The sequence below is a fragment of the Halopseudomonas sp. MFKK-1 genome, from assembly GCF_027474385.1.
Lineage (GTDB): Bacteria > Pseudomonadota > Gammaproteobacteria > Pseudomonadales > Pseudomonadaceae > Halopseudomonas > Halopseudomonas aestusnigri.
Genome location: NZ_CP114836.1, coordinates 3,678,487 through 3,703,569, shown reverse-complemented (window position 1 = coordinate 3,703,569; position 25,083 = coordinate 3,678,487). Strand labels below are relative to the sequence as shown.

Below are 25,083 nucleotides of genomic sequence, written 5' to 3'. Positions count from 1 at the left end.
CTAGCACAGGGTCATTATCGCCGCCGCTACTGCTTCGATTTCTGGCTGCTGGAGGCGTTGCCCCTGACCAACTGACGCAGCAGAAAACGGGAGGGGTGCACGGCTTCACTGAGGTCCCGCGGCAGCGGCAGCGGCTCGTCACCAAGCCAGGCAGCCAGCAACTCTCCGCTGAGTGGGGCACTGATCAGACCGCGTGATCCGTGTGCGGTGTTGACGTACAGCCCAGGCTGCCAGGGCGCGGGGGCCGTTGGTTGCTGCGAAGCGTCCTTGCCCAGAACTGCGTACTGATCAAGGAATGCGTCGGGGTCCAGCACTGGCCCCAGCAGCGGCAGGTAGTCCGGGGCAGTGCAGCGCAAGCCGACACGTGCGCCCTGCGGCGCTGTCGCGCTGAAATGGCGGTGCAGTTCAGGCGACAGGCTTTGCAGTAGCTGCAGATTATGGCGGTTTTCCTCTTCGCTGGGCGTCAGGTCGAGGCGGTCAAAGCGAAAGCTTGCCCCGAGGTGATGCTCGCCTTGCCTTGCCGGCGATACATAGCCATCAGCGCAGAGAACCGTCTTCAGTCGGCTGCTGTGTGCGTCGGCCGGCAGATGGGTGATCTGGCCGCGGATCGGTTTCAGCGACAGATGGCGGGTCTGGGAGAAACGCGCTGTCTCGTGGGCGCCGCAGATGATCACCGTGCCGCTGGCAGCGAGGCAATCGCCCTGTTCGTTCAGTAACTGCCACTGGCTGCCGTCGTGGCGCAGATCGGCGACGGCAGTGGTGGTTCTGACCTCGATATTGGGGTGCTCAAGCAACTGCCGGCACAGGGTGGGCGGGCTGACCCAGCCGCCTGCGGGGAAGAACAGGCCGGGACTGCTGATCTCCACGCCGGCGAGCGCGCTGGCCTGGCGGGCATCGACTGCCTGCAGGAAACTGGCGGGATAGCCCTGGCTTGCCAGTCCCTGTTGTCGGCGCTGTTCCTTGTCGTCCGTGCCCAGCTGCAGGACACCGCAGGCATGCCAGCGCCCTTCGCCCTGTTTCAGTTCGCGCTGCAGCAGGCGCAGGCTGTACTGATAGGCGCTTTGAATAAACCGCGACAGCGGCGGATGGTGGGGCGATAGCTTGCAGTAGAGAATGCCTTGCGGATTGCCGGAGGCGGCACCTGCGACGTCGGGTAAATGCTCGATAACCTGTACCTGCCAGCCGCGGCGGGCGAGGGCGTGGGCCGTGCTGCAGCCAGCCAGACCAGCGCCGATGATGATCGCCGAGCGCTTTCCCGATCTTTCCGGTCGAGCATACCAGGGGGCTCGCCAGGGTTGCGCTGGCGGCTGCTGCAGCTGACCGCAGAGCATCTCGCGTTTGCGACCAAAACCCTTGACCTTGCGCATCTCGAAGCCGGCAGCGATCAGCCCCCGGCGCACATCACCGACGCTGGTAAAGGTCGCGACCGTGGCACCCGGCCGTGACAGTTCCGCCATGCGCTGATACAGCGCCGGCTGCCACATGTCCGGATTGCGTGCCGGAGCAAACCCGTCGAGAAACCAGGCGTCAACGGCAGCGTCCAACTCCGGCAGGGTATCGAACAGATCGCCAATCAGCAGGGTCAGGGTGACGCGTCCGCCGGCAAAGGAAAAGTGCTGCCAGCCGGGCGTCAGATCCTGATATTGACCCAGCAGTTCGGCACTCAGGTCTGCCAGCTCTGACCAGATCGCCAGGGCGCGTTGCAGGTCCGTGCGCGTGAGCGGGTATTTTTCCGTGCTGACGAAGTGCAGATAGCTATCGTCGGGCGCGCTGGCCTGCCACAGCTGCCAGGCGGCGAGAAAGTTAAGTCCGGTGCCGAACCCGGTTTCCGCGATGCAGAAATGGTCGCCAGCGGCCATCGCGCGCCAGCGCTCTGCCAGGCGGTTGTGGGTCAAAAAGACGTGCCGGGTCTCTTCCAGGCCGCTGTCGCGGGAAAAATAGACATCATCAAAGCGACTGGAGAAGGGCTGGTCGCCTTCCATCCAGACCAGGTCGGCAGACTTGACAGTAGGTGCGCTCACGCAGGCTCCGGGGATACGGGATTCCCGGTTATTGTACCGTGCTGACCGCCGTTACCCCATATTGGGCAGAATCAGCAGCAGCCAGGTAGCCAGGACAACCAGCGCAACGGTGGACCATTTGGGTTTGAGCAGCGATTTCATGGCATATGCCTTCTTGTTTTTATTAGCATGAATACCTTGTGGGTATCAGGCGGCGCATGGTCTGGTTGGACGGGGGGCCGCAAAACGGATCGCGGTAGCGATAAATAGTGCCTGTTTTTTTGTTATAGCACGCGATGCCCGGGTGTTCCGGCCCGGCGTGGAATTGTGTTAGACAAAATGGCTACAAGCGCACGCGCTGATGTCGCCAATCGCCCTCAGCGGGACTCACCGCTCTGGAATAGCCGCTCGGTGCGGGCAGCCATGATCAGGTCATTCATATGCACCCCGCCCAGCGAGTGACTCCACCAACTGGTGGTGACCCGCCCCCACTCGAGCAGCAGCGCCGGGTGATGATCCTGTTCCTCTGCCAGAGCGCCGATCCGGTTGGCGAACGCCAGGGCACTGGCGAAGTCGGCAAAGGGGTAGACCCGTTCAATGCGGTGAATGCCCTCGACACAATTCAGCTCCCAGTCGGGGAGGGCGGTCAGCAGGGCCAGAATCTGCTCCTGCACCAGTACGCTGGCGTTATCCGCCGATGTCAATTCTCGTTCGGCCAGGTCGTGCATGTTCGTGCTCCAGCAGAGGGTTTCTCAGGCAGCTTAGCAGTTCGCGGATGGGCGGAACGCGCTATCATCTTGCGCATGGTGACAAAATTGGGGGATTCGGACAGGTGATTCGTGTGCGGTGGTTGCGCCGGTGGCTCAGATTCCTCGGTTGGCGCCCGGACAGTACCACCCATCAGGAAAAGCTGATCTCGGCGCTGGGCACGACGCTGGCGCTGATTCTGCTGTACTGGATTACCCATCTGGTGATGAGCGCAGAGAGTGCGCTGTGGGTGACCGGCTCGATGGGCGCCAGCGCGGTGCTGGTGTTCGCCATGCCCCACGGCACCCTGTCGCAACCCTGGTCGGTCATTGGCGGCCATGTGCTGTCTGCGCTGTTCGGAGTGGCCTGTGTGCAGTGGTTGCCTTCCGGGTTCTGGCTCGCCGCCCTGGCTGTGGGGGGGAGCGTCATCATCATGATGTATGCCCGCTGCCTGCATCCGCCGGGCAGCGCAACCGCCATGATTGTGGTGCTGGGCGGGCCGCAGATTGTCGATGCGGGCTTCAGTTTCGTGCTCTATCCGATCTTGCTTGATGTACTGGTTATTGTGCTGTTTGCCGTGCTGTTCAACAGCCTGTTCACCAGCCGGCGCTACCCTTTGCCGTTGACTCGGCATGCCATAGGCCGGGCGCCGGGTATCGCGCCGGAAGATTTCGAGCATGCGCTCAAGCAAATGAACGCCTACATGGATATCGACTTCAACGATCTGCTGCGACTTGTCGAACTGGCCAACGCCAACGCGCAGAGCAAGGGCGTGACTGCGGCCGACCTGGAGCCGGGTGGCTTCTACAGCAACGGCTTGCCGGGTCGGAACTGGTCGGTGCGCGAGGTGCTGCAGGTAGTCAGCCGGCCGGGGCGCGCCGGTCGCGTGCGTTACCGCATCATCAAGGGTGCGGGCGAGGGTGGCAATGGCATCTGCCGGGTCAGCGAGTTTGTCCGCTGGGCGCGCTACAGGGTGGCGCCGGATGAGCAGGGGCGGCAGTGGCACCGGGTCACCGACGCGCAGCCTGCAACCGAGGCCTAACCGGTACAGTTAGGGGTGCAAGCCAGCTGAAACTGTCTCTGTTGCGATGCGAGGCGGCTTTCTAGAATAGCGTTCCCTCCCTTTGCTTTCCGAGTTTGCAGCATGCATGTTTCATCCGGCCGTTGGCTGTACGGATTCCTGTTGGCGTTAACCACCACTCTGCTCTGGGGTGTGCTGCCGATCATGCTCAAGGAAGTGCTCAAGGTCATGGATCCCTATACCGTGACCTGGTATCGCCTGTTGAGTGCCGGTCTGGTGCTTCTGATCTGGCTGGCCGCCAAACGCAAACTGCCCTCGATTCGTGCGCTGTCGACGCGCAATCGGGGGTTGCTGGTTATCGCCGTGCTGGGTCTGGCGTTCAACTACGTGCTCTATCTGATGGCGCTCAACCGGCTGTCGGCAGGGACCATGCAACTGATTATTCAGACCGCGCCGATCATGCTGATGATTGGCAGCATGTTGCTTTTCCGCGAGCGTTTCGGGGTCGGCCAGGTACTCGGGCTGGTCGTCCTGTTGCCGGGATTTGCGCTGTTCTTCAATCAGCGACTGGTTGAGTTGATGACGCAAATGAGCAGCTACACCCTGGGTATCCTGATCGCCATTGCCTCGGCTTTCAGTTGGGCGCTTTACGGCCTGGCCCAGAAACAGTTGCTGACGGTCTGGTCGTCGGTATCGGTGATGATGGTCATCTACCTCTCGTGCGCTGCGCTGATCACCCCGCTTGCTACACCAACCCAGGTGCTCAGCCTCACTCCTCTGCAAGGCTGGCTGCTGCTGGGCTGCTGCCTCAATACGCTGGTTGCCTACGGTGCCTTTGCCGAAGCGCTGGCGCATTGGGAGGCGTCCCGGGTGAGCGCGACCGTGACTACTACGCCGCTGTTTACCTTCTCGCTGGTGGCCCTTGGGGCCATGCTCTGGCCGGGGGTGATCGAGCCGGAGATTCTCAACAGCCTCGCCTATCTGGGCGCACTGATGGTGGTTGCAGGCTCGGCATTGATTGCGCTGGCACCAAGCCTGATGAACAGCATTCGGCAGCGGCGTCTGCGCCGCCTTGCCGTTACACCACCGCCAGCCGGGTCCTGAGGCAATCGTCGGTCGATTGTTGCGTTAGAATGGTTGCCAAGCATCGATGGCGGACACGCTACGCTTAGTCCGCCCTACGCATTATCCCCGCCGTGGCCCGGCATCGTCATCGGCTGCTTTGCCAGGCCCAGCGACATATCGCCTGTAGGGTGGTCAACGCACCGCGTTGGCCACCGGGGCTGAAAATGTGGGAGCACTGCGGATACGCTGCGCTTAGTCCGCCCTGCGAATGCCAAGGCCGCCGCTATTACGAGAAAACTTTTTTCAGGAGATGACTATGGCTGTCGTCCAACAAGCACTTGAACAGGCCCTGCAGGCACTGAACCCTGCGCATCTGGAGTTGATCAACGAAAGCCATATGCACAGCGTGCCGCCCGGCTCGGAGTCGCATTTCAAGGCGGTGGTGGTCAGTGAGCGCTTCAGCGCGCTCAATTCGGTCAAGCGGCACCAGCTGGTATATGCCACCTTGGGCGAGCTGATGCAGCGTATTCACGCGCTGGCCCTGCACACTTACACACCGGCCGAGTGGCAGCAGCGTCAGCAGGCGCCGGCTTCGCCCAACTGCCTGGGTGGCAGCAAGGCAGACCAGCACTGACCCTCCGTCTGCCGGTGGTTTGTCGCCGGCGGTCACTTTGCTAGAATGCGCCGCTTCAAAACGTACGCCCTTTACGCGGGCGCTCACTGAATACCGAGGTAAGCATGTCTGCAATCGTTGTTGTGGCACTCTACAAGTTCGTCCAGCTGGACGATTACGAAGCTCTTCGCCAACCCCTGCTTGATACCCTTGTCGCCAACGGCGTCAAAGGTACCCTGCTGCTCGCGCGAGAGGGCATCAATGGCACCATCGCCGGCCCCCGTGACGGCATGGACCGGGTGCTGGACTGGCTGCGTTCCGATACCCGTCTGGCAGACCTGGACTACAAGGAGTCCTACTGCGACGAGATGCCGTTCTACCGCACCAAGGTCAAGCTAAAGAAAGAAATCGTCACCCTTGGGGTGCCCGGTATTTCGCCGACCAGCAAGGTCGGCACCTATGTCGAGGCAAAGGACTGGAACGCGTTGATCAGCGATCCCGAGGTGCTGCTGATCGACACCCGCAACGACTACGAAGTCTCGATCGGCACCTTCCAGGGTGCGATAGATCCGAAAACCAAGACCTTTCGCGAGTTTCCGGAATACGTGCGCGCGCACTTCGATCCAAAACGTCACAAAAAGGTGGCAATGTTCTGTACCGGGGGCATCCGCTGCGAAAAGGCCTCCAGCTATATGCTGGAGGAAGGCTTTGATGAGGTATTTCACCTCAAGGGCGGTATTCTCAAGTACTTTGAAGATGTGCCGGCCGAAGAGTCGATGTGGAACGGTGAGTGCTTCGTGTTCGACAACCGGGTAACCGTGCGCCATGATCTGGCCCCGGGGTCATTCGATCAGTGTCACGCCTGTCGTCACCCGGTCTCGGCCGAGGATATGGCATCGCCGCAATACGAAGAGGGCATCAGTTGCCCGCATTGCTACGACAGCCTGCCGGAGAAAACCCGGCAACGCGCCGAAGAGCGTCAGCGCCAGATTCAGCTGGCCAAGGCGCGCAACCTTCCGCATCCGATTGGCATGCCCCCGCAACTGGCCTCGCCCAACGCCAAGGCCGATAGCTGACCGACCCGGAGTACGCCATGCAGCAGCGCCTGATCTACGTGATGGACCCGATGTGTTCATGGTGCTGGGGTCTGGCGCCGCTGATTGATGCGATATTCCAGGCCCATCCTGATGTGCCGGTCCACCTGGTGGCCGGCAGCTTGCGGCCGCACCTGCAGGCGCCGCTTGATAACGCCTCCCGCCAGGCGCTGGCCGCCCACTGGCAATCAGTCGCTGCGCTCAGTGGTCAGCCGTTTTCCGACCCGCAGGCATTGCCCGAACCCTTGATCTACAACGTGCGTCCCGCCAGTCAGGCACTGATTGTTGCGCGCGCCCTCGACGTCGAGCGGCTGTGGCCCTTTGTTCGGGCCATGCAGCAGGCGTTTTTCGCCGAATGCATGGATATTACCCGGCCAGCGGTCTTGCTTGAGATTGCCGCTGCCAACGGCTATGACCCGGTCGAATTTGCAGCATGCTTCGATCAGGCCGATACGCAGCAACTGCTCGATGAGGATTGGGGCTGGGCGGCTGATCGCGGGTTGGCCGAGCTGCCGATTCTGTTTGCCGAGCGCGACGGGCAGCTGGCGCTGCTGGGCAATGGCTATCGCTCGCCAAATGAGGTGCTGGCGCTGCTGCAGCGCTGGGTCGGCGCTGCAGCCTGAGCGTATCAGCGCTCGCGCAGCGCCTCGGCCTGGGCACGCAGTACCGGCTTGAGCAGATAGCTGAGGATACTCTTGCGGCCGGTAATGATGTCGACACTGGCGACCATGCCGGGGATGATCAGCAACGGATTCTCCTCGCTGCCCAGGTGGTTCTTGTCGGTACGCAGGCGAATCAGATAGAAGCTGTCGCCATTCTCGTCAGTGACCGTATCGGCGCTGATATGCTCCAGTTCCCCCTTGAGCCCGCCATAGATGGTGTAGTCATAGGCGGTAATCTTGATCATGGCCTCCTGGCCTGGATGCAGGAAGGCAATGTCCTGCGGGCGGATACGCGCCTCGAACAGCAGGGTATCCTCCAGCGGAATGATTTCCACCAGATCACTGCCCGGCTGAATAACGCCGCCGATGGTGTTGACCAGCAGCTGCTGCACGATACCGTTGACCGGAGACGTCACCAGGGTGCGCCGCACCCGATCTTCCAGGGCCAGGCCCGAGGCGGAGGTTTTCTGCAGATCAATGCGGGTCTGGTTCAGCTCTTCCAGCGCCTCGCTGCGGAAGCGGTTCTGCGCCTCTTCGGCCTTGCGCTCTGCTTCGCGCAGCGCTGATTCCGCCCTTGGGATGGCCAGTGTCGTGCCGTCCAGGTTGCCGCGCGTTTCTACCTCGGCGCGGCGCAGGCGCAGCACTTCTACCTCGGAGATTGCGCCGTCTTTCACCAGGGGAGCCGACATGCTGATTTCGCGCTGTAAGAGCCCCAGGCTATTGCGGAATTGACGCTGCTTCGAGCGCAGTTCGTTCAATTCCTGTTCACGTTGGCGACGTTGCTCGTCGAGAATTGCCAGTTCATCCGCCAGACGGCTCTGGCGCGACCGATACAGGGCGATTTCCGCCTCTGCCAGCTCTGGCGCCTCGGTCAGCACTTCTTCCGGCATGACCAGTTCGCCGCCTTCGACCTCGGCAGTCAGGCGGGCAAGGGTCGCCTGTTTGCCAAGCTGTTCGGCCCGGGTTTCCTGGACATTGGAGGCGAACCGGGTGTCGTCCAGGCGCAATAGCGGGGCGCCTTTCTCGACGATCTGACCTTCGCGGACCAGGATCTCGGCAACGATGCCGCCTTCCAGGTTCTGCACCCGCTGCAGCTTGCCGGGCGGGATGGCCTTGCCCAGCCCGCGTGTCAGCTCCTCCACCTTGGCAAAGTGTGCCCAAAGCAGCCCGGTCAGCAAAAACGCCACCAGCGCCCAGAGCATCAGCCGAGCTGATCGGGGGGAGTCCTCCAGAATGGCGTGGGTCAGATCCGGCAATGGCGTGTCTGCAGCCGCGGCGCTAGCGGGGGCAGGCTTGTTACCCAACTGCAGGGTGGGTTTAGCTCCGTGCGACATTCACGTGTCCTTTGCGCAAGGCTTCCAGTACCTGTTCCTTGGGGCCGTCGGCGACAATCTTGCCGCCGTCAATCACAATCAGCCGGTTCACCAGCGACAGCATTGAAGCCCGGTGGGTCACCAGCAACAGCGTACGGTTGTGCAAAATGGGTTGCAGCTGACGCTTGAGGCGTTCCTCGCTGCTGTTGTCCATGGCGCTGGTGGGTTCATCCAGCACCAGCAGAGGGGGGTCAAGCAGCAGCGCGCGGGCGACTGCCACGGCCTGACGCTGGCCGCCCGAGAGGTTCATGCCGCGCTCGCCAACCTGCAGATTCAGCCCAAGCGGGTGCAGGCGGGCGAACTCGCTAACCCCGGCCATGTCGGCTACTTGCTGCAGGCGCTCGTCGTCTACGTAGCGCGCGCCCAGGGTCAGGTTGTCGCGCAGGGTGCCGTTGAACAGTTGAATATCCTGCGGTACGTAACCGATGTTGTGGCGCAGGTCGGCTACCTCCAGTTGCTGGATATCAACGCCATCAACCAGCAGATGTCCGCTGTCGGGCTGATACAGATTCAGCAGCAGCTTCTCCAGTGTGCTTTTGCCCGAACCACTGCGTCCGATGATGCCGATGTGCTCGCCGGGCAGGATGCGCAGGTTCAGGTGGTCGAGCGCCGGGTATTGCTGGCCAGGATAGGTAAAGCAGAGGTCCCGTGCCTCGATGGCCCCATGCAGCTGGCGGCGTTGAGTCGCAATGGCCTGAGGCTGGCGCTCCTGCGGCATGCTCATCATTTCGTCGGTAGTGCCGATGGTCAGGCGCGCCTGCTGGTAGCGCGTGAGCAGACTGGATACCTGTGACAGCGGTGCCAGGGCGCGGCTGTTGAGCAGGTAGCAGGCGATCAAACCGCCCATGCTGATGGCGCCATCGCCGATCAGATAGACCCCGCTGACAATCATCGCGATGCCGGCCAGCTGCTGTATGAACAGGGTGCCGTTGACCGCGAGAGTCGAGAGTTTTCGCGCTTTCATCTCCAGGCGCCCGAGCGCGCCCACGGTGGTTTCCCACTGGCGCTGCTTTTCGCTTTCGGCGCAGTTGACCTTCAGCAGGTCGATGCCGCCCAAGGTCTCGATCAGCATCGCCTGGCGTTCACTCGACAGGTGCAGGGTCTGATCTATGCAGCGCGACAGCGGCCCCTGAATAAGCCAGCCCAGCAATAACGTCAGAGGAAAGGCCAGCAGCGGAATGGCGACCAGTGGTCCGCCGATTATTCCGATTACCAGCAGGATCAGCAGTGAGAACGGCACATCAATCAGGCTGGTCAGGGTCAGCGAGGTCAAAAAGTCGCGCAGGCTCTGAAACTCGTGAATATTCTGCGCAAAACTGCCGACCCGCGTCGGGCGGGCCTTGAGGTTCATGCCGAGAATTCGCTCAAACAGCGTCGCCGACAGGATGATGTCGGTCTTTTTCCCGGCAAGATCGAGGAAGTAGCTGCGCAGTGTGCGCAGGATCAAATCAAACAACAGTGCCAGCGATATGCCGATAGCCAGTACCCACAGCGTAGTCGTGGCCTGGTTGGGTACCACCCGATCGTAGACGTTCATGACAAACAGCGGCGTCATCAACGCAATCAGATTGATCAGGAAGCTGGCCACCATCGCATCGGAATACAGGCGACGTGAAAGCCGCAGGGTATCCTTGAACCAGTGTTTCGTGCGAGGCAGCGGGGAATCGAACTGCACTTCGAAGCGGTGTCTGGGCTGGGCAAAAAAGGCTTTGCCGCTATACAGCTCTGCCAGTGCCGACTTGTCCATCAGCTTGGCGCCGCCGGCGGACTCACTGGTCAGCAGGCGTGCCTTGCCGTCCTGCCAGGACTCAAGCACAACGTTGCGGCCATCCTTGAGAAACAGCAGTGCGGGCAGGGCAATGGCGTCAATCTGGTCCAGCGGACGATTGAGGATTCGACCTTGCAGATTGGCCCTTGCCGCCGCGCGAGGCAGCAACTCCGGCGTCAGGCGCTGGTCGCGCAGGGGTAAGCCGGCGGCAAGCACGCCACGACTGGTCCGCACCTGCAGGCAGGTGCAGAGAATCAGCAGCGCATCAAGCAGTGGATCGTCGAAGCGGCTGCGGGGGTCGTCCCCCGCGTTGTTGCTCGCCCCCTGTTCGGGGCCTTGCGGCCCCGTCAGTACATCAGGCGTTGTCAAAACGTTATTGACCTGTCGGCAAATCGGAGTTGGAAGAGCCGGAATCGCTCAGAGCCATGGATTCAGCCGGCGGGACTACCGACTGGCTGCGCAGCAGTTCGCCGGCTACGGCCAGCAGGCGGTACTGCGCCAGGTACTCGGAGAACCGGGTTTCGGTCAGCCGGCGCTGGGCAGTAAACAGCTCGTTTTCGCTGTCCAGCAGGTCGAGCAGGGTGCGCTCGCCGATGTTGAACTGTGAGCGATAGGCTTCGCGAACGCGAACGGTATGATCAACGTACTGCTGGGCGATAGGCACCTGTTTGCGCGCGCTGTCCATGGCGTTCCACGCCAGCCGCAACTCTTCGCTCAACTGACGGTAGGCGTTATTGCGAATCTCGATTGCTTCGTTGATCTGATGCGCGCTGGACGCCATGCGAGCCTTGTCACGGCCGCCGCTGAACAGGTTGTAGCGCATGCGCACCATAGCCTGCCATTCGTTGTAGTGGCCGTCGGTGCCGTCCAGATCATTGTCGAAGTTGCGTGACAGCTCCAGGTCAAAACGCGGGTAGAAGGGCGACTTGGCGGCCTCGTACTGGCGTTCGGCGGCGGTGCGATCGGCCTCGGCGGTCTTGATGTACGGGTTATTGGGGATGTCCTGCAGTGCTGCTTCCACCGACTCGGGCAGCATGCCGGTAATGGGCGCGGGCAGTGTCAGATCGCCCGGTGGCTGGCTGACGATGCTGTAATAGACTGCTTCGGCATCGGCCAGGTTGGCCTGTTCGGTAACCAGATTGTTGCGGGCCAGGGCCAGACGCGCTTCGGCCTGATCCAGGTCGGCATTGCGGCCGACGCCGCGCTCGCTGCGCAGGCGGATCTGATCATGAACACGTTCGTGGCTGCGCATGTTTTCCTCAGCCAGGCGTACCATCTCGCGGCGCATCAGTACCTGATGGTAGGCGTCGGCAGTGGCCAGGCCGATCTGCTCGGCGGTGCTCAGTACGCGGTAGGCGCGGGAGTTGACGGTCGCGACGTTGCGGCCAACCTCGTTGGCGGTGGCAAAGCCGTCGAACAGCATTTGCCCGAGACGCAGTGCGCCCTCGCCGCGGTTCAGTTTTTCCCAGTGCTCACCCGCAGCGCGAGTGGCCGGACTGTCGGTGCCTTCCCTGCCGTAGCCGCCGGTCAGATCAACCGTCGGGTAATATCCTGCCCGTGCTCCCCTGAGGTCTTCTTCCGCTGAAAGTCGGCTGCTGGCAGAAGCGCGCAGCTCCGGGTGGTTGTCGATAGCGGTCTGGATGGCTTCGGGCAGCGACTGCGCCGAAACCGCCAGAGAGACGGACAGGGTCAGCGGCAGTACAAGAAACTGCCACGGGGTTAAGGATTTCATAGATCCTCCTTGATGGTGCGCCGGTAGTATTTGTGCGGTGGATGACAGGCTCCACGCATGCTCTCAAGTCTAGTCAGGCTTTTCGACGGGAGAGCTATCTCTGTAATACTGTTTTGATACTAAATTGGAGCAGCTTCCTGCGGCTATATTGCCAAAGCATCTAAAACAGTAAGAGCGTGTTCCCTGAAGGTTTAGTATATTTACACATAGTCATCAAATTGACGAATGAATATTTATGTTATTTCATCGTCAATTGGTTGGCTTTGAATCTCGCGCGTCGTAGGGTGGCTGTCTCGTCAGGGGAAGTCTAGCGGAGCCGGCGTTGAGGGTAGTGAAGGGAAGCCGAGGGTTCCCGGGTGATGTCAGGAATTGACAGTCCCGGGGCTGTTGTCCACATGAAATGAAAGGAGTCATGAAAATGGCTACCAGCGCAAAAGTTACTCAGGTTGTCGGTCAGGTCTTTGCAGTCGCGCCCAGCGGGGAGAAGCGCCTGCTGGTTGAAGGCGACCGCTTGATGGCCGGTGAGCAGGTATTTACCGGCGAGCAGGGCAGTGTATCGCTTGAATTGAGCGATGGTCGCGAGGTCGACCTGGGTCGTGACTCTTCCTTCCGCGTTGCCGACGATGAAGCTGCCGCAGCAACAGACCAGCCCCAGGATCTGGATATTGACGCCATTCAGGCGGCGATCGCAGCCGGTGTTGACCCGACCCAATTGCTTGAGGCGACAGCGGCCGGTCCGGCGGCCGGCGCAGCGGGTGCCGGTGGTCAGGGTGGTGGCCATTCCTTCGTTTTGCTTGATCGTCTTGATCTGCGTGTGACCCCCGACGTTGGCCTGGATACCGGCCCGATTGCGTCCGCTCCCCTTGAGATTCCCAACGACGAAGACCTGTTTCTGCCCGAGGATGGCGGCCCGGTTATTTCCATTACACCGGTTGAGCCCGGCGGCGATGTAGACGGTGCGCAGGCGGTGGAAGGCGGCTCTCTCGACTTTCTGGTGTCCCTCTCTGCACCCAGCACGGTGCCGGTTACCTTTACCTGGAGCGTCACCCTGGGCTCGGCTGATGGCGATGATCTGCCCGGCGGCACCCTCTTGACCGGTACGGTCACCATTCCGGCCGGTGAGACCAGTTATCTGCTGTCGATTCCGACCTTCGATGACGCTCTTTTCGAAGGCGGTCCAGGTTCCTTTGAAGACCTGGTTGTGTCCATTACCGATGTTGTCGCGGCGGTGTCGGGTGATGTGTCTGCCGTGGGCCTGATCGAAGACAATGACGCCATTCCGGTCGTCAACCTGGACGATGCTGATGGTATCGGCGCACAGACCGTCGAAGGCGGCGATCTGGTATTCGGCATCACCATGAGCGGTGCGTCCGATGAGGACGTGACCGTCAACTGGACAATGACCCTGGGCAGTGCCGAAGCCGACGACCTGACTTCACCGATCGAGTACAGCGGCAGTGTATTGATTCCGGCAGGCAGCACGACGGGTCAGATCATCATTCCGACCTTCGATGACAGCTTGTTCGAAGGTGGTGCGGGCAGTTTCGAAAACCTGACCATGACCCTGACCTCGGTATCGGGTGCGAATCTGGGCAGCACAACCAGCGTGACTGGTCAGATCGAAGACAACGAAGAGGTCCCGGTCATTGATCTGGTCGAGACCGACGTGCAGGGCGTGGGCGCCATCGCCGTGGAAGGCGAAGACCTGGTGTTCAACCTGGAAATGAGCGGGCCGTCGGACACTGACGTCACCGTGACCTGGACCCTGACACTGGATGGCAGCGCTGAAGCCAATGACCTGACTGGCCCGATCACCTACACCGGTGTGGCGACCATTCTGGCCGGTGAAACCACCGCTGAAATCCGCGTACCGACCTTTGACGATGCGCTGTTCGAGGGTGGTGAAGGCACCTTTGAAAACCTGACCATGACCCTGAGCAACCCGAACGGGGCGACGCTGGGTACTGCCAGCCTGCAGGGTCAGATCGAAGACAACGAAGATATCCCGGTCATTGATCTGGTCGAGACCGACGTGCAGGGCGTGGGCGCCATCGCCGTGGAAGGCGAAGACCTGGTGTTCAACCTGGAGATGAGCGGGCCGTCGGACACCGACGTCACCGTGACCTGGACCCTGACGCTGGATGGCAGCGCTGAAGCCAATGACCTGACTGGCCCGATCACCTACACCGGTGTGGCGACCATTCTGGCCGGTGAAACCACCGCTGAAATCCGCGTACCGACCTTTGACGATGCGCTGTTCGAGGGTGGTGAAGACACCTTTGAAAACCTGACCATGACCCTGAGCAACCCGAACGGGGCGACGCTGGGCACCGCCAGCCTGCAGGGTCAGATCGAAGACAACGAAGAGGTCCCGGTCATTGATCTGGTCGAGACCGACGTGCAGGGCGTGGGCGCCATCGCCGTGGAAGGCGAAGACCTGGTGTTCAACCTGGAAATGAGCGGGCCGTCGGACACCGACGTCACCGTGACCTGGACCCTGACACTGGATGGCAGCGCTGAAGCCAATGACCTGACTGGCCCGATCACCTACACCGGTGTGGCGACCATTCTGGCCGGTGAAACCACCGCTGAAATCCGCGTACCGACCTTTGACGATGCGCTGTTCGAGGGTGGTGAAGACACCTTTGAAAACCTGACCATGACCCTGAGCAACCCGAACGGGGCGACGCTGGGCACCGCCAGCCTGCAGGGTCAGATCGAAGACAACGAAGAGGTCCCGGTCATTGATCTGGTCGAGACCGACGTGCAGGGCGTGGGCGCCATCGCCGTGGAAGGCGAAGACCTGGTGTTCAACCTGGAAATGAGCGGGCCGTCGGACACCGACGTCACCGTGACCTGGACCCTGACACTGGATGGCAGCGCTGAAGCCAATGACCTGACTGGCCCGATCACCTACACCGGTGTGGCGACCATTCTGGCCGGTGAAACCACCGCTGAAATCCGCGTACCGACCTTTGACGATGCGCTGTTCGAGGGTGGTGAAGACACCTTTGAAAACCTGACCATGACCCTGAGCAACCCGAACGGGGCGACGCTGGGCACCGCCAGCCTGCAGGGTCAGATCGAAGACAACGAAGAGGTCCCGGTCATTGATCTGGTCGAGACCGACGTGCAGGGCGTGGGCGCCATCGCCGTGGAAGGCGAAGACCTGGTGTTCAACCTGGAAATGAGCGGGCCGTCGGACACCGACGTCACCGTGACCTGGACCCTGACACTGGATGGCAGCGCTGAAGCCAATGACCTGACTGGCCCGATCACCTACACCGGTGTGGCGACCATTCTGGCCGGTGAAACCACCGCTGAAATCCGCGTACCGACCTTTGACGATGCGCTGTTCGAGGGTGGTGAAGACACCTTTGAAAACCTGACCATGACCCTGAGCAACCCGAACGGGGCGACGCTGGGCACCGCCAGCCTGCAGGGTCAGATCGAAGACAACGAAGAGGTCCCGGTCATTGATCTGGTCGAGACCGACGTGCAGGGCGTGGGCGCCATCGCCGTGGAAGGCGAAGACCTGGTGTTCAACCTGGAAATGAGCGGGCCGTCGGACACCGACGTCACCGTGACCTGGACCCTGACACTGGATGGCAGCGCTGAAGCCAATGACCTGACTGGCCCGATCACCTACACCGGTGTGGCGACCATTCTGGCCGGTGAAACCACCGCTGAAATCCGCGTACCGACCTTTGACGATGCGCTGTTCGAGGGTGGTGAAGACACCTTTGAAAACCTGACCATGACCCTGAGCAACCCGAACGGGGCGACGCTGGGCACCGCCAGCCTGCAGGGTCAGATCGAAGACAACGAAGAGGTCCCGGTCATTGATCTGGTCGAGACCGACGTGCAGGGCGTGGGCGCCATCGCCGTGGAAGGCGAAGACCTGGTGTTCAACCTGGAAATGAGCGGGCCGTCGGACACCGACGTCACCGTGACCTGGACCCTGACACTGGATGGCAGCGCTGAAGCCAATGACCTGACTGGCCCGATCACCTACACCGGTGTGGCGACCATTCTGGCCGGTGAAACCACCGCTGAAATCCGCGTACCGACCTTTGACGATGCGCTGTTCGAGGGTGGTGAAGACACCTTTGAAAACCTGACCATGACCCTGAGCAACCCGAACGGGGCGACGCTGGGCACCGCCAGCCTGCAGGGTCAGATCGAAGACAACGAAGAGGTCCCGGTCATTGATCTGGTCGAGACCGACGTGCAGGGCGTGGGCGCCATCGCCGTGGAAGGCGAAGACCTGGTGTTCAACCTGGAAATGAGCGGGCCGTCGGACACCGACGTCACCGTGACCTGGACCCTGACACTGGATGGCAGCGCTGAAGCCAATGACCTGACTGGCCCGATCACCTACACCGGTGTGGCGACCATTCTGGCCGGTGAAACCACCGCTGAAATCCGCGTACCGACCTTTGACGATGCGCTGTTCGAGGGTGGTGAAGACACCTTTGAAAACCTGACCATGACCCTGAGCAACCCGAACGGGGCGACGCTGGGCACCGCCAGCCTGCAGGGTCAGATCGAAGACAACGAAGAGGTCCCGGTCATTGATCTGGTCGAGACCGACGTGCAGGGCGTGGGCGCCATCGCCGTGGAAGGCGAAGACCTGGTGTTCAACCTGGAAATGAGCGGGCCGTCGGACACCGACGTCACCGTGACCTGGACCCTGACACTGGATGGCAGCGCTGAAGCCAATGACCTGACTGGCCCGATCACCTACACCGGTGTGGCGACCATTCTGGCCGGTGAAACCACCGCTGAAATCCGCGTACCGACCTTTGACGATGCGCTGTTCGAGGGTGGTGAAGACACCTTTGAAAACCTGACCATGACCCTGAGCAACCCGAACGGGGCGACGCTGGGCACCGCCAGCCTGCAGGGTCAGATCGAAGACAACGAAGAGGTCCCGGTCATTGATCTGGTCGAGACCGACGTGCAGGGCGTGGGCGCCATCGCCGTGGAAGGCGAAGACCTGGTGTTCAACCTGGAAATGAGCGGGCCGTCGGACACCGACGTCACCGTGACCTGGACCCTGACACTGGATGGCAGCGCTGAAGCCAATGACCTGACTGGCCCGATCACCTACACCGGTGTGGCGACCATTCTGGCCGGTGAAACCACCGCTGAAATCCGCGTACCGACCTTTGACGATGCGCTGTTCGAGGGTGGTGAAGACACCTTTGAAAACCTGACCATGACCCTGAGCAACCCGAACGGGGCGACGCTGGGCACCGCCAGCCTGCAGGGTCAGATCGAAGACAACGAAGAGGTCCCGGTCATTGATCTGGTCGAGACCGACGTGCAGGGCGTGGGCGCCATCGCCGTGGAAGGCGAAGACCTGGTGTTCAACCTGGAGATGAGCGGACCGTCGGACACCGACGTCACCGTGACCTGGACGCTGATGCTGGATGGCAGCGCCGAAGCCAATGACCTGACTGGCCCGATCACCTACACCGGTGTGGCGACCATTCTGGCCGGTGAAACCACCGCTGAAATCCGCGTACCGACCTTTGACGATGCGCTGTTCGAGGGGGGTGAAGACACCTTTGAAAACCTGACCATGACCCTGAGCAACCCGAACGGGGCGACGCTGGGCACCGCCAGCCTGCAGGGTCAGATCGAAGATAACGACTCCTTCTCTGGTGGCACCACCGATCAGTATGGGGTCACCGAGGGCAGCACTCTGGATACAGACGCCGATGGCACTATCAATGGCGTCCTGTTCAATGATCCGGCTGGCCGCAGCGTATCGAGCGTGTCCAACAATGCAGATGGCACTGGCGGTACAGCCGTCGGCTCGACGGGTGCTGTGTTGACCACCGCGCTGGGTGGCACGGTTACCGTCTATGCCAACGGCGAGTTCACCTATGACGCGCCGGTGCTGGATCACCCGCTTGCCGATCCGTATCTGACCGACAGTTTCTACTACACCGCCACTGACGGCACCAATACCGCAGACCCGGTACTGGTCAACATCCGTGTGTATGACACAGTGCCCCTGATCTCTGCAGTAGACGATATGACTACCTCGAATGAGGCTGGTGTTACCGTCGGCAACTGGTTTTATAGCGGTGGTGCCGATGGCCTGTCGGATGTTGCATCCGACCTGGAAAGCGGCATCAATTTGAGCTTCGATACTGCAGGCTTGGGTGAGGCATTCTCCGCCGTGCGCGAAGACGTCTACAACGCCGGCGAGTATCAGGGTGAGCTGCTGACCGTCAGTTATGCCGACGGTACCGACAGCTACACTTACTTCACCCTGTTCATGAAGGTGGATGGCACCTACGAATTTAATCTGGTTACGCCCAAGCCAACCGGCTCGGAAGATGTGGTATTCACCAGCATCAACGGGGGTATCGCTCCTACGCTGTGGGCGTCTCAGGTTATCAATAACTATGATGGGGCGACCGATATTCGCTTCACCGCGACCAAGAACGGCAGCACCGACGAGGTGAACTGGGGTAATCAGGGCATTGGCTCCGACAACAACCTGTTCTCAATTGGCGAAACACTGACGCTGGCGTTCTTTGACGCCACCGGTACTTCAACCCTGCCGGCGGCGGACGCGACCAAACTGGTCGATTCAGCCACCCTGACGTTCAACTTCAATGGCAGCGGCGATGACGCCAAAATCAGCATCGATGTGCTGGATGAAAACGGTGACGTCATCGCCACGTTGAATGACATCGCGCTGACCGACACCTCACCGACGATTCTGATCAGTGCCGATGATCTGAATATCGATGGTTTCTATGGCGTCACCATCAAGCACCAGGGTGGCTTTGACAGCACCAATGGTGATGAGATTCGTCTGGCCTCGATGGATATCGAAACCGCGTTGCTGCCGGAAGATACCCATCTGGACTTCGGGGTCGAGATCGTCGATGCCGATGGCGACACCGACGATGCCCAGTTCAGCGTCGACGTGAATTCACCAGCGATTGACCAGCTGATTGTTGGTACCGCCGAAGATGACACCCTCAACGCCGGGCGCGGCAACGACATCATCATCGGTGATGTCGAAGGCTCCTACAGTGTCGTTGTGCCGGATGACTACAACATCGCCCTGATGGTGGATTTGTCTGCAAGTATGAATGACAGCTCGGGTACCGCAGGCAAAAGCCGTCTGGAACTGATGAAAGAGTCGCTCACCAAACTGGTCAATGACCTCGGCTCGCATGGTGGTGTGGTGAACGTCCGGCTGATCACCTTCGGTGGCGATGTCGGCCAGGAAACCAGCTACTCACTGAACAGCCCGGCTCAGCTCAATGCTTTGCTGCTGGCAATTTCCGGCCTGGCAGCTTACTCGGGCTCTACCGATATGGGCGGCACCAACTACGAGGCTGTGCTGCGCGCAGCCAAGAGCTGGTTCGATACCCAGACCCCTGGTACGCCTGACTTTGAAAACCTGGCGCTGTTCCTGACTGACGGTAACCCGACATTCCATCTGAACAGTAGCGGTAACCCGACCGATGGCGGCAGTGGCAACAGCACCCAGTACTGGGATCTGGCTGATGCAGTAAGCGCCATGGCCTCGCTGGTGGGGCAGCCCTACAGCGTCAAGATCAATGCCATTGGCATTGGTGACGGCAGTAATACGGACTATCTCCGCTTCTTCGACAACACCGATACCACAGGCAATGCCTCGGTTTGGGTCGACGGGTGGCGGATCAGAGGGCCGGTCGGCGAGGTTGAAAACGTCGATACCGCAGAGGACCTGGAGCTGGCTCTGGACAGCAGCGTGACCGTGGTACCGAAGGTTGGTGATGACACCCTGGTCGGCACAGCCGGTGATGACATCATTTATGGCGACACCGTCAGCTCGGACAGCCTGGGTACCGACTACGCCGGCATGGGTTATCAGGGTATTGTCGATTACCTGACTGACACCCTCGGCCATGCGCCCAGCACCGAAGAAGTTATCGCACTGCTGCGGGCCAACCCGCTGGACTTCTATGACCAGACCACCACCGAAGGTGGGGCCGATACCATCACCGCCGGTGCTGGTAACGACCTGCTGATGGCCGGTGCCGGCGATGACGTACTGATCGGCGGTCAGGGCAATGACATCCTCTACGGTGGCCTCGGCTCTGACACCTTCGTCTGGCAGAGCGGTGATGCCGGCGCGGTTGGCACCCCGGCAGTCGACATGGTCATGGACTTCTCCCTCGGGACCGACGTGCTTGACCTCAGTTCGCTGCTGGGCGATATCACTCCCTCTGAAATTGCTGACTATCTGCAGGTCTCCAGCGCCTCGGTTGATGGCGTGGCTAGTGCCCAGCTCAATATCAGCACTACAGGCGATATTGCCAGCGGTGCGGATCAGGTGATTCTGGTCAAGGGGCTCAGCGTGTCTGATATCAACAGCATGCTGGCAGGCCCGGATCCGAGCCTGATTGTCTAAGCGTCAGTAAAAGCAAGGGCCAGGGGCCGACATCGGGTGACCGGTGTCGGCCCTTGTTCTATAGTCGCTGTATCAATCCAGCCTCCGGCAGAAGGGGAGTGCATGTACGTCAAGCGTGACACCGATGGCGCAATCAGCGCGATTTCCAGCGAGGCCGGCAACGGCTTCTCCGAATGGCTGGCCGATGACGCAAGGGAACTGATGGAGTGGCAGCAGGGCCGCTCGATGAAGGAAAGCCTGCAACGTCTTCAAGGCAGCGATGCCGATATGATCCGGGTGCTGGAAGACCTGATCGAAGTCCTGTTGCAGCGTGGCGTCATTCGCATTACCGACCTGCCAGAAGCCGCCGTCGCCAAACTCAACAGCCGCTCCGCCGAACGGGCGAAGCTCAGTGAACTGAGCGGCCTGATCGATCAAGACGAGCTGGATGTACTGATCTAGCTCACCCCGTCACTCCCATCTTTTCCTCTCATCCCCGCGAAGGCGGGGATCCAGCGACCCCGGGTACTAACCGGGCACATGGGTTACACATCAAACCGCATCATGCCAATCACCGACACCACCACCTGCGGCCTCAAGGCTCGCCACACGTCGTGACCGGGTTCGCCGAATCGCCCGGCATATCCGTTTATGATCCTGGGCATGCAATACGCCGCCGGATTGCGGCAACAGACAATAACAACCAGGCAAAAGGAATTTGCTGATGAACCAACACCCCTATCCGCGGGTGCAGCACCATGGCGCGGTCAACGGCGTGACCGGGTCCTGCCACCAACTGTGGATGACACCGACCGACAGCCTGCTGATCGACTGCGGCCTATTCCAGGGCGCCGAGACCTCCGGCGCCGGTGCCGGCCAGGATCAGCTCGCCATCGAGTTCCCCCTCGACTCGGTACATGCACTGCTGCTCACCCACGTCCATGTTGATCACGTGGGGCGCTTGCCCTGGTTGCTGGCAGCCGGTTTTGATCAGGCCGTTCATGCTACCGACGCCTCGGCGTTGCTGCTGCCTGCCGTACTGGAGGATGCCTTCCGGGTTGGCGTGCGCCCGGATGCGGCGCTGGCCTCGCGCTATGTCGCCGCCGTCTCCGCGTTACTCCAGGGGCACGCCTACGGGCAGTGGGTCAGCCTAATCACCCGGGACGATCTCATTTGCCGGATTCGCTTCCAGCCGGCGGGGCATATTCTCGGGTCGGCCTATGTTGAAATCGATATCGACTATCCGCCGGAACAGCGCAGCCAACGTGTGGTCTTCTCCGGCGATCTTGGTGCCGCCGGCGCACCCCTGCTCGAACCGCCCCAGCCACCCGAGCGCGCCGATTTGCTGATACTGGAAAGCACCTACGGCGACCGCCTGCACGAAGATCGCGCCACCCGGCGTGCCCGCCTGCAGCGGGTGCTGGAACAGGCGCTGGCCGATGGCGGTACCGTGATCGTGCCGGCCTTCAGCATTGGCCGTACCCAGGAGCTGCTCTACGAACTCGAAGGCATCATGCACGACAACCCCGAGTGGCAGCAGATCCCCGTCATTCTGGATGCGCCGCTGGCCGGGCGTTTTACCGCCCTGTACCGCGAGCTGCGCCAGAGCTGGAACGCAGAAGGGCAGGCACGTCTTGCCGCCGGCCGGCGACCGCTCGGCTTTGATCAACTGCTCAAGGTGCAGACTCATGCCCAGCACCAGCGGATGCTTAACCGGCTGGTCAACACCCGCCGGCCGGCCGTGGTAATTACCGGCAGCGGCATGTGCAATGCCGGCCGGGTGGTCAACTACCTCAAGGCCATGCTGGGTGATATACGGCACAACGTCGTGTTTGTCGGCTACCAGGCCAAAGGCACACCCGGACATGCCATCCAGCAATACGGCCCCGCCGGTGGGTATGTTGAACTCGACGGTCAGCGTTACACCATCCGCGCCGGTGTTCATTCACTGGGAGGCTATTCCGCCCACGCCGATCAGGCCGGGCTGATAGCCTTTGTGCGCGACATTCCGGTTGCACCGCGGGAAGTGCGTCTGGTTCACGGAGACGCAGCAGCCAAAGCCGAATTGGCTGCGCAGCTGCGGGCTGATGCCAAAGCGCAGGACCGGTCGCTGAACGTTGTGATTGCAGACTGACCCTGGGTCAGCCACCACGGACGCGACATGTCGCGTCCCTACGGCTGGTGCGAGACACGTCACAGCGTCGCAGAGAATCATCCCGCGCACCGCCCTTTGTCGCGGCACAGCGTGCTGTGCCCAATGTGCACCCAACCCGAATGTAGGGCCACGACATGTCGTGGCCGCCCCCTCCGCAACGACAGCCTCTCAACCATTCGTCGTACACTGCGTGCGAATCATTCTCGATAATCCATTTGTATTATTGCCCGAACATACGTTTTGACTGTTAGAATCCCGGCGCAAACCAGCGTCAAAATGTTGCTTGCACCATCTTTGACTCACTGGTTATGATCCCGCCTCTCGTCAAAAGCTGGTGGCAATAAGCCATCTATTGAGCTGCTTCGAGACGCATGCCAGACGTGTTCAGGCGACTTCAGGATGACCCTGAAGATGTGAGCCAATCGCGGTTTTCAGGGTTTGCCTGTGCTAGTCGGCAGTCAGCGATGAACCATGCGGTTGCGCTTTGCTCGAACGGCAATCGACTGCCCCTCGTGACGGGACACGAGTCTTGCAAAGGAAGATTGACGGTATGTGCGGAATTGTAGGTGGCATCGCCACGCGTGACCTGACCCCGGTTCTGCTGGAAGGGTTGCGGCGGCTGGAGTATCGCGGTTACGACTCGGCCGGCATTGCCGCGCTGGATGCTGCCGGAGCGGTGAATCGTGCCCGCTCCACCGGCAAGGTCGCCGAGCTTGAACAGCGGCTCGCCCGGCAACCGCTCATGGGCCAACTGGGAATCGCCCACACCCGCTGGGCAACCCATGGCAAGGCCAGTGAGCAGAACGCCCACCCGCATTGTTCCGACCGTCTGGCTATCGTCCACAACGGCATCATCGAGAATCACCACCCGTTGCGCCTGCAGCTGCAGGAACTTGGCTACGTATTCACCTCCGAGACCGACACCGAAGTGGTCGCCCACCTGCTGGCTCACCACTACGGCCGTCAGCAGAACATGCTCAGCGCCCTGCGCTGCACGCTGGCCGAACTGCGCGGTGCCTTTGCCCTCGGCATCATCCATCAGGATGAACCCGACACCCTGTATTGCGCCCGCATGGGCAGCCCGCTGGTCATCGGCGTTGGCAGCGGCGAGCATTACATCGGCTCCGACCCCCTGGCCCTGCTGCAGGTGACCGACCGCTTTATCTATCTGGATGAAGGCGAACACGCCCGGCTGACCCGTGACGACTGCCAGATCTGGAGCAAGCAGAACCAGCTGGTGCAGCACGCCGTGCAGCAATACCAGCACGCGGCCCTGAGCATGGAAAAGGGCGAGTATCAGCACTTCATGCTCAAGGAAATCTTTGAGCAGCCCGCAGCCATCGCCGACACGCTGGATGGCCTGCTCGCGGATGATCATGTCCTCACCGCCGCCCTCGGCCCCGGGGCTGAAAGCCAGTTGCCGCTGATCCGCAATATTCACATCGTCGCCTGCGGCACCAGCTATCACGCCGGTATGGTTGCCCGCTACTGGATAGAAGAGCAGACGGGCCTGCCCTGTCAGGTCGAGGTCGCCAGCGAATACCGTTACCGTCAGGTCTGTGTGCCCGATGGCACCCTGCTGATCGCCATCTCCCAATCCGGAGAAACGGCCGATACCCTGGCTGCGTTGCGCTATGCCCGCGAGCAGCAATACCTGGGCACCCTGGCGATTTGCAACGTGCCGGGCAGCTCCCTGGTGCGTGAGGCAGACTGGCGGTTGCTGACCCATGCCGGCCCTGAAATTGGTGTGGCCTCCACCAAGGCGTTTACCACCCAACTCACTGCACTGCTGTGGCTGACCACGGCATTAGCCCAGGTGCGTGAGCGCGCCCCTGAAATCATCGCCGCCAATGTGCGGGCTTTGCGCAGCCTGCCGGCCCGCATCAGCGACACACTGGAGCTGGCCCCGGCGATTGCTGAGCTGGCAAAGCAGTTTCAGGCAAAGCATCACGCCTTGTTCCTGGGCCGCGGGCCTCATTACCCCATCGCGATGGAAGGGGCGCTCAAGCTCAAGGAAATTTCCTACATTCACGCAGAAGCCTACGCCGCCGGCGAGCTAAAACACGGCCCACTGGCCCTGGTCGACGACGACATGCCCGTCGTCAGCGTCGCCCCCAGCGACAGCCTGCTGGAGAAGCTCAAGTCCAACTTGCAGGAAGTCCGCGCCCGCGGCGGGCAATTGATCAACTTCGCCTGCGAACGCGCCGCGCTTGACGACGGTGAAGGCATCACCCATATCGCCATGCCCTGGGTGTACGAAACTGTTTCTCCGATTCTGTACACCATCCCGCTGCAACTACTCAGCTACCATGTTGCCCTGATCAAGGGCACGGATGTAGATAAGCCCCGTAATCTGGCCAAGTCGGTCACGGTGGAGTAGCCCTACTTGCACCGTTGGTCGCAGCCGAACGGTTGCCAGTGACGGTGCGCAGATTCTTCTTCT

The 25,083-nt window shown here is 61.2% G+C and carries 14 protein-coding genes; 9 read left to right on the top strand and 5 right to left on the bottom strand.

What is annotated here, in order from left to right:
* Positions 1-26: 26 nt before the first annotated feature.
* A complete protein-coding gene (gene mnmC / locus O5O48_RS17065; protein WP_269688729.1) occupies positions 27-1,982 on the bottom strand; it encodes a bifunctional tRNA (5-methylaminomethyl-2-thiouridine)(34)-methyltransferase MnmD/FAD-dependent 5-carboxymethylaminomethyl-2-thiouridine(34) oxidoreductase MnmC in 1,956 nt (651 codons plus the stop codon).
* A gap of 395 nt (positions 1,983-2,377) precedes the next feature.
* Positions 2,378-2,728, bottom strand: a complete 351-nt coding sequence (locus tag O5O48_RS17060) for a 4a-hydroxytetrahydrobiopterin dehydratase (protein ID WP_269687696.1) — start codon at positions 2,726-2,728, stop codon at positions 2,378-2,380.
* A gap of 113 nt (positions 2,729-2,841) precedes the next feature.
* On the opposite strand from O5O48_RS17060, the gene O5O48_RS17055 reads away from it, so the two are divergent.
* The 5 genes from O5O48_RS17055 (at position 2,842) to O5O48_RS17035 (ending at position 7,163) form a co-directional block, all read left to right on the top strand.
* Positions 2,842-3,789 (top strand): HPP family protein, encoded by a 948-nt coding sequence (locus O5O48_RS17055; RefSeq protein WP_269687695.1) that lies wholly within the window; start codon positions 2,842-2,844, stop codon positions 3,787-3,789.
* Between the two features lie 102 nt (positions 3,790-3,891).
* On the top strand, positions 3,892-4,872 hold the full coding sequence (locus O5O48_RS17050) for a DMT family transporter (RefSeq protein WP_228247248.1): 981 nt from the start codon (positions 3,892-3,894) through the stop codon (positions 4,870-4,872).
* Positions 4,873-5,149: 277 nt separating this feature from the next.
* The gene (locus O5O48_RS17045; RefSeq protein WP_410172334.1) at positions 5,150-5,467 is read left to right on the top strand and encodes a BolA family protein; all 318 of its coding nucleotides are present in this window, start codon (positions 5,150-5,152) and stop codon (positions 5,465-5,467) included.
* A 104-nt stretch (positions 5,468-5,571) separates the two neighbouring features.
* On the top strand, positions 5,572-6,522 hold the full coding sequence (gene trhO / locus O5O48_RS17040; RefSeq protein ID WP_233049337.1) for an oxygen-dependent tRNA uridine(34) hydroxylase TrhO: 951 nt from the start codon (positions 5,572-5,574) through the stop codon (positions 6,520-6,522).
* Positions 6,523-6,539: 17 nt separating this feature from the next.
* Positions 6,540-7,163 carry a DsbA family protein gene (locus tag O5O48_RS17035; protein ID WP_233049338.1) on the top strand — a complete coding sequence of 208 codons (624 nt, stop codon included), beginning with the start codon at positions 6,540-6,542 and terminating at the stop codon, positions 7,161-7,163.
* A 5-nt stretch (positions 7,164-7,168) separates the two neighbouring features.
* Here O5O48_RS17035 and O5O48_RS17030 read toward each other — a convergent pair whose 3' ends face one another.
* The 3 genes from O5O48_RS17030 to O5O48_RS17020 are packed head-to-tail and all read right to left on the bottom strand — an operon-like array spanning position 7,169 to position 12,075.
* A complete protein-coding gene (locus tag O5O48_RS17030; RefSeq protein WP_269687694.1) occupies positions 7,169-8,536 on the bottom strand; it encodes an HlyD family type I secretion periplasmic adaptor subunit in 1,368 nt (455 codons plus the stop codon).
* Positions 8,520-10,694 (bottom strand): type I secretion system permease/ATPase, encoded by a 2,175-nt coding sequence (locus O5O48_RS17025; RefSeq protein ID WP_269688728.1) that lies wholly within the window; start codon positions 10,692-10,694, stop codon positions 8,520-8,522. The genes O5O48_RS17030 and O5O48_RS17025 overlap by 17 nt, the downstream gene beginning before the upstream one ends.
* A 22-nt stretch (positions 10,695-10,716) precedes the next feature.
* Positions 10,717-12,075, bottom strand: coding sequence for a TolC family outer membrane protein (locus tag O5O48_RS17020; protein WP_228247244.1), 1,359 nt, complete (start codon positions 12,073-12,075; stop codon positions 10,717-10,719).
* A 418-nt stretch (positions 12,076-12,493) separates the two neighbouring features.
* Between O5O48_RS17020 and O5O48_RS17015 the strand changes: the two genes are divergently transcribed.
* The 4 genes from O5O48_RS17015 (at position 12,494) to glmS (ending at position 25,020) form a co-directional block, all read left to right on the top strand.
* Positions 12,494-20,506: a retention module-containing protein gene (locus O5O48_RS17015; RefSeq protein ID WP_269687693.1), complete on the top strand. Its 8,013-nt coding sequence runs from the start codon at positions 12,494-12,496 to the stop codon at positions 20,504-20,506.
* Between the two features lie 102 nt (positions 20,507-20,608).
* Positions 20,609-20,947, top strand: a complete 339-nt coding sequence (locus tag O5O48_RS17010) for a tryptophan synthase subunit beta (protein ID WP_088278102.1) — start codon at positions 20,609-20,611, stop codon at positions 20,945-20,947.
* 262 nt (positions 20,948-21,209) lie between these two features.
* Positions 21,210-22,619, top strand: coding sequence for an MBL fold metallo-hydrolase (locus tag O5O48_RS17005; protein WP_269687692.1), 1,410 nt, complete (start codon positions 21,210-21,212; stop codon positions 22,617-22,619).
* 571 nt (positions 22,620-23,190) lie between these two features.
* Complete coding sequence (gene glmS, locus O5O48_RS17000) at positions 23,191-25,020, top strand: glutamine--fructose-6-phosphate transaminase (isomerizing) (RefSeq protein ID WP_269687691.1); 1,830 nt, start codon at positions 23,191-23,193, stop codon at positions 25,018-25,020.
* Positions 25,021-25,083: the final 63 nt, after the last annotated feature.

Excerpts from the sequence above, each read along its gene's own strand:
- O5O48_RS17015 (WP_269687693.1), top strand. The coding sequence starts at position 12,494 with ATGGCTACCAGCGCAAAAGTTACTCAGGTTGTCGGTCAGGTCTTTGCA.
- glmS (WP_269687691.1), top strand. The coding sequence starts at position 23,191 with ATGTGCGGAATTGTAGGTGGCATCGCCACGCGTGACCTGACCCCGGTT.
- O5O48_RS17060 (WP_269687696.1), bottom strand. The coding sequence starts at position 2,728 with ATGCACGACCTGGCCGAACGAGAATTGACATCGGCGGATAACGCCAGC.
- O5O48_RS17020 (WP_228247244.1), bottom strand. The coding sequence starts at position 12,075 with ATGAAATCCTTAACCCCGTGGCAGTTTCTTGTACTGCCGCTGACCCTG.
- trhO (WP_233049337.1), top strand. The coding sequence starts at position 5,572 with ATGTCTGCAATCGTTGTTGTGGCACTCTACAAGTTCGTCCAGCTGGAC.
- O5O48_RS17005 (WP_269687692.1), top strand. The coding sequence starts at position 21,210 with ATGAACCAACACCCCTATCCGCGGGTGCAGCACCATGGCGCGGTCAAC.
- O5O48_RS17035 (WP_233049338.1), top strand. The coding sequence starts at position 6,540 with ATGCAGCAGCGCCTGATCTACGTGATGGACCCGATGTGTTCATGGTGC.
- O5O48_RS17010 (WP_088278102.1), top strand. The coding sequence starts at position 20,609 with ATGTACGTCAAGCGTGACACCGATGGCGCAATCAGCGCGATTTCCAGC.
- O5O48_RS17045 (WP_410172334.1), top strand. The coding sequence starts at position 5,150 with ATGGCTGTCGTCCAACAAGCACTTGAACAGGCCCTGCAGGCACTGAAC.
- O5O48_RS17050 (WP_228247248.1), top strand. The coding sequence starts at position 3,892 with ATGCATGTTTCATCCGGCCGTTGGCTGTACGGATTCCTGTTGGCGTTA.
- mnmC (WP_269688729.1), bottom strand. The coding sequence starts at position 1,982 with ATGGAAGGCGACCAGCCCTTCTCCAGTCGCTTTGATGATGTCTATTTT.
- O5O48_RS17030 (WP_269687694.1), bottom strand. The coding sequence starts at position 8,536 with ATGTCGCACGGAGCTAAACCCACCCTGCAGTTGGGTAACAAGCCTGCC.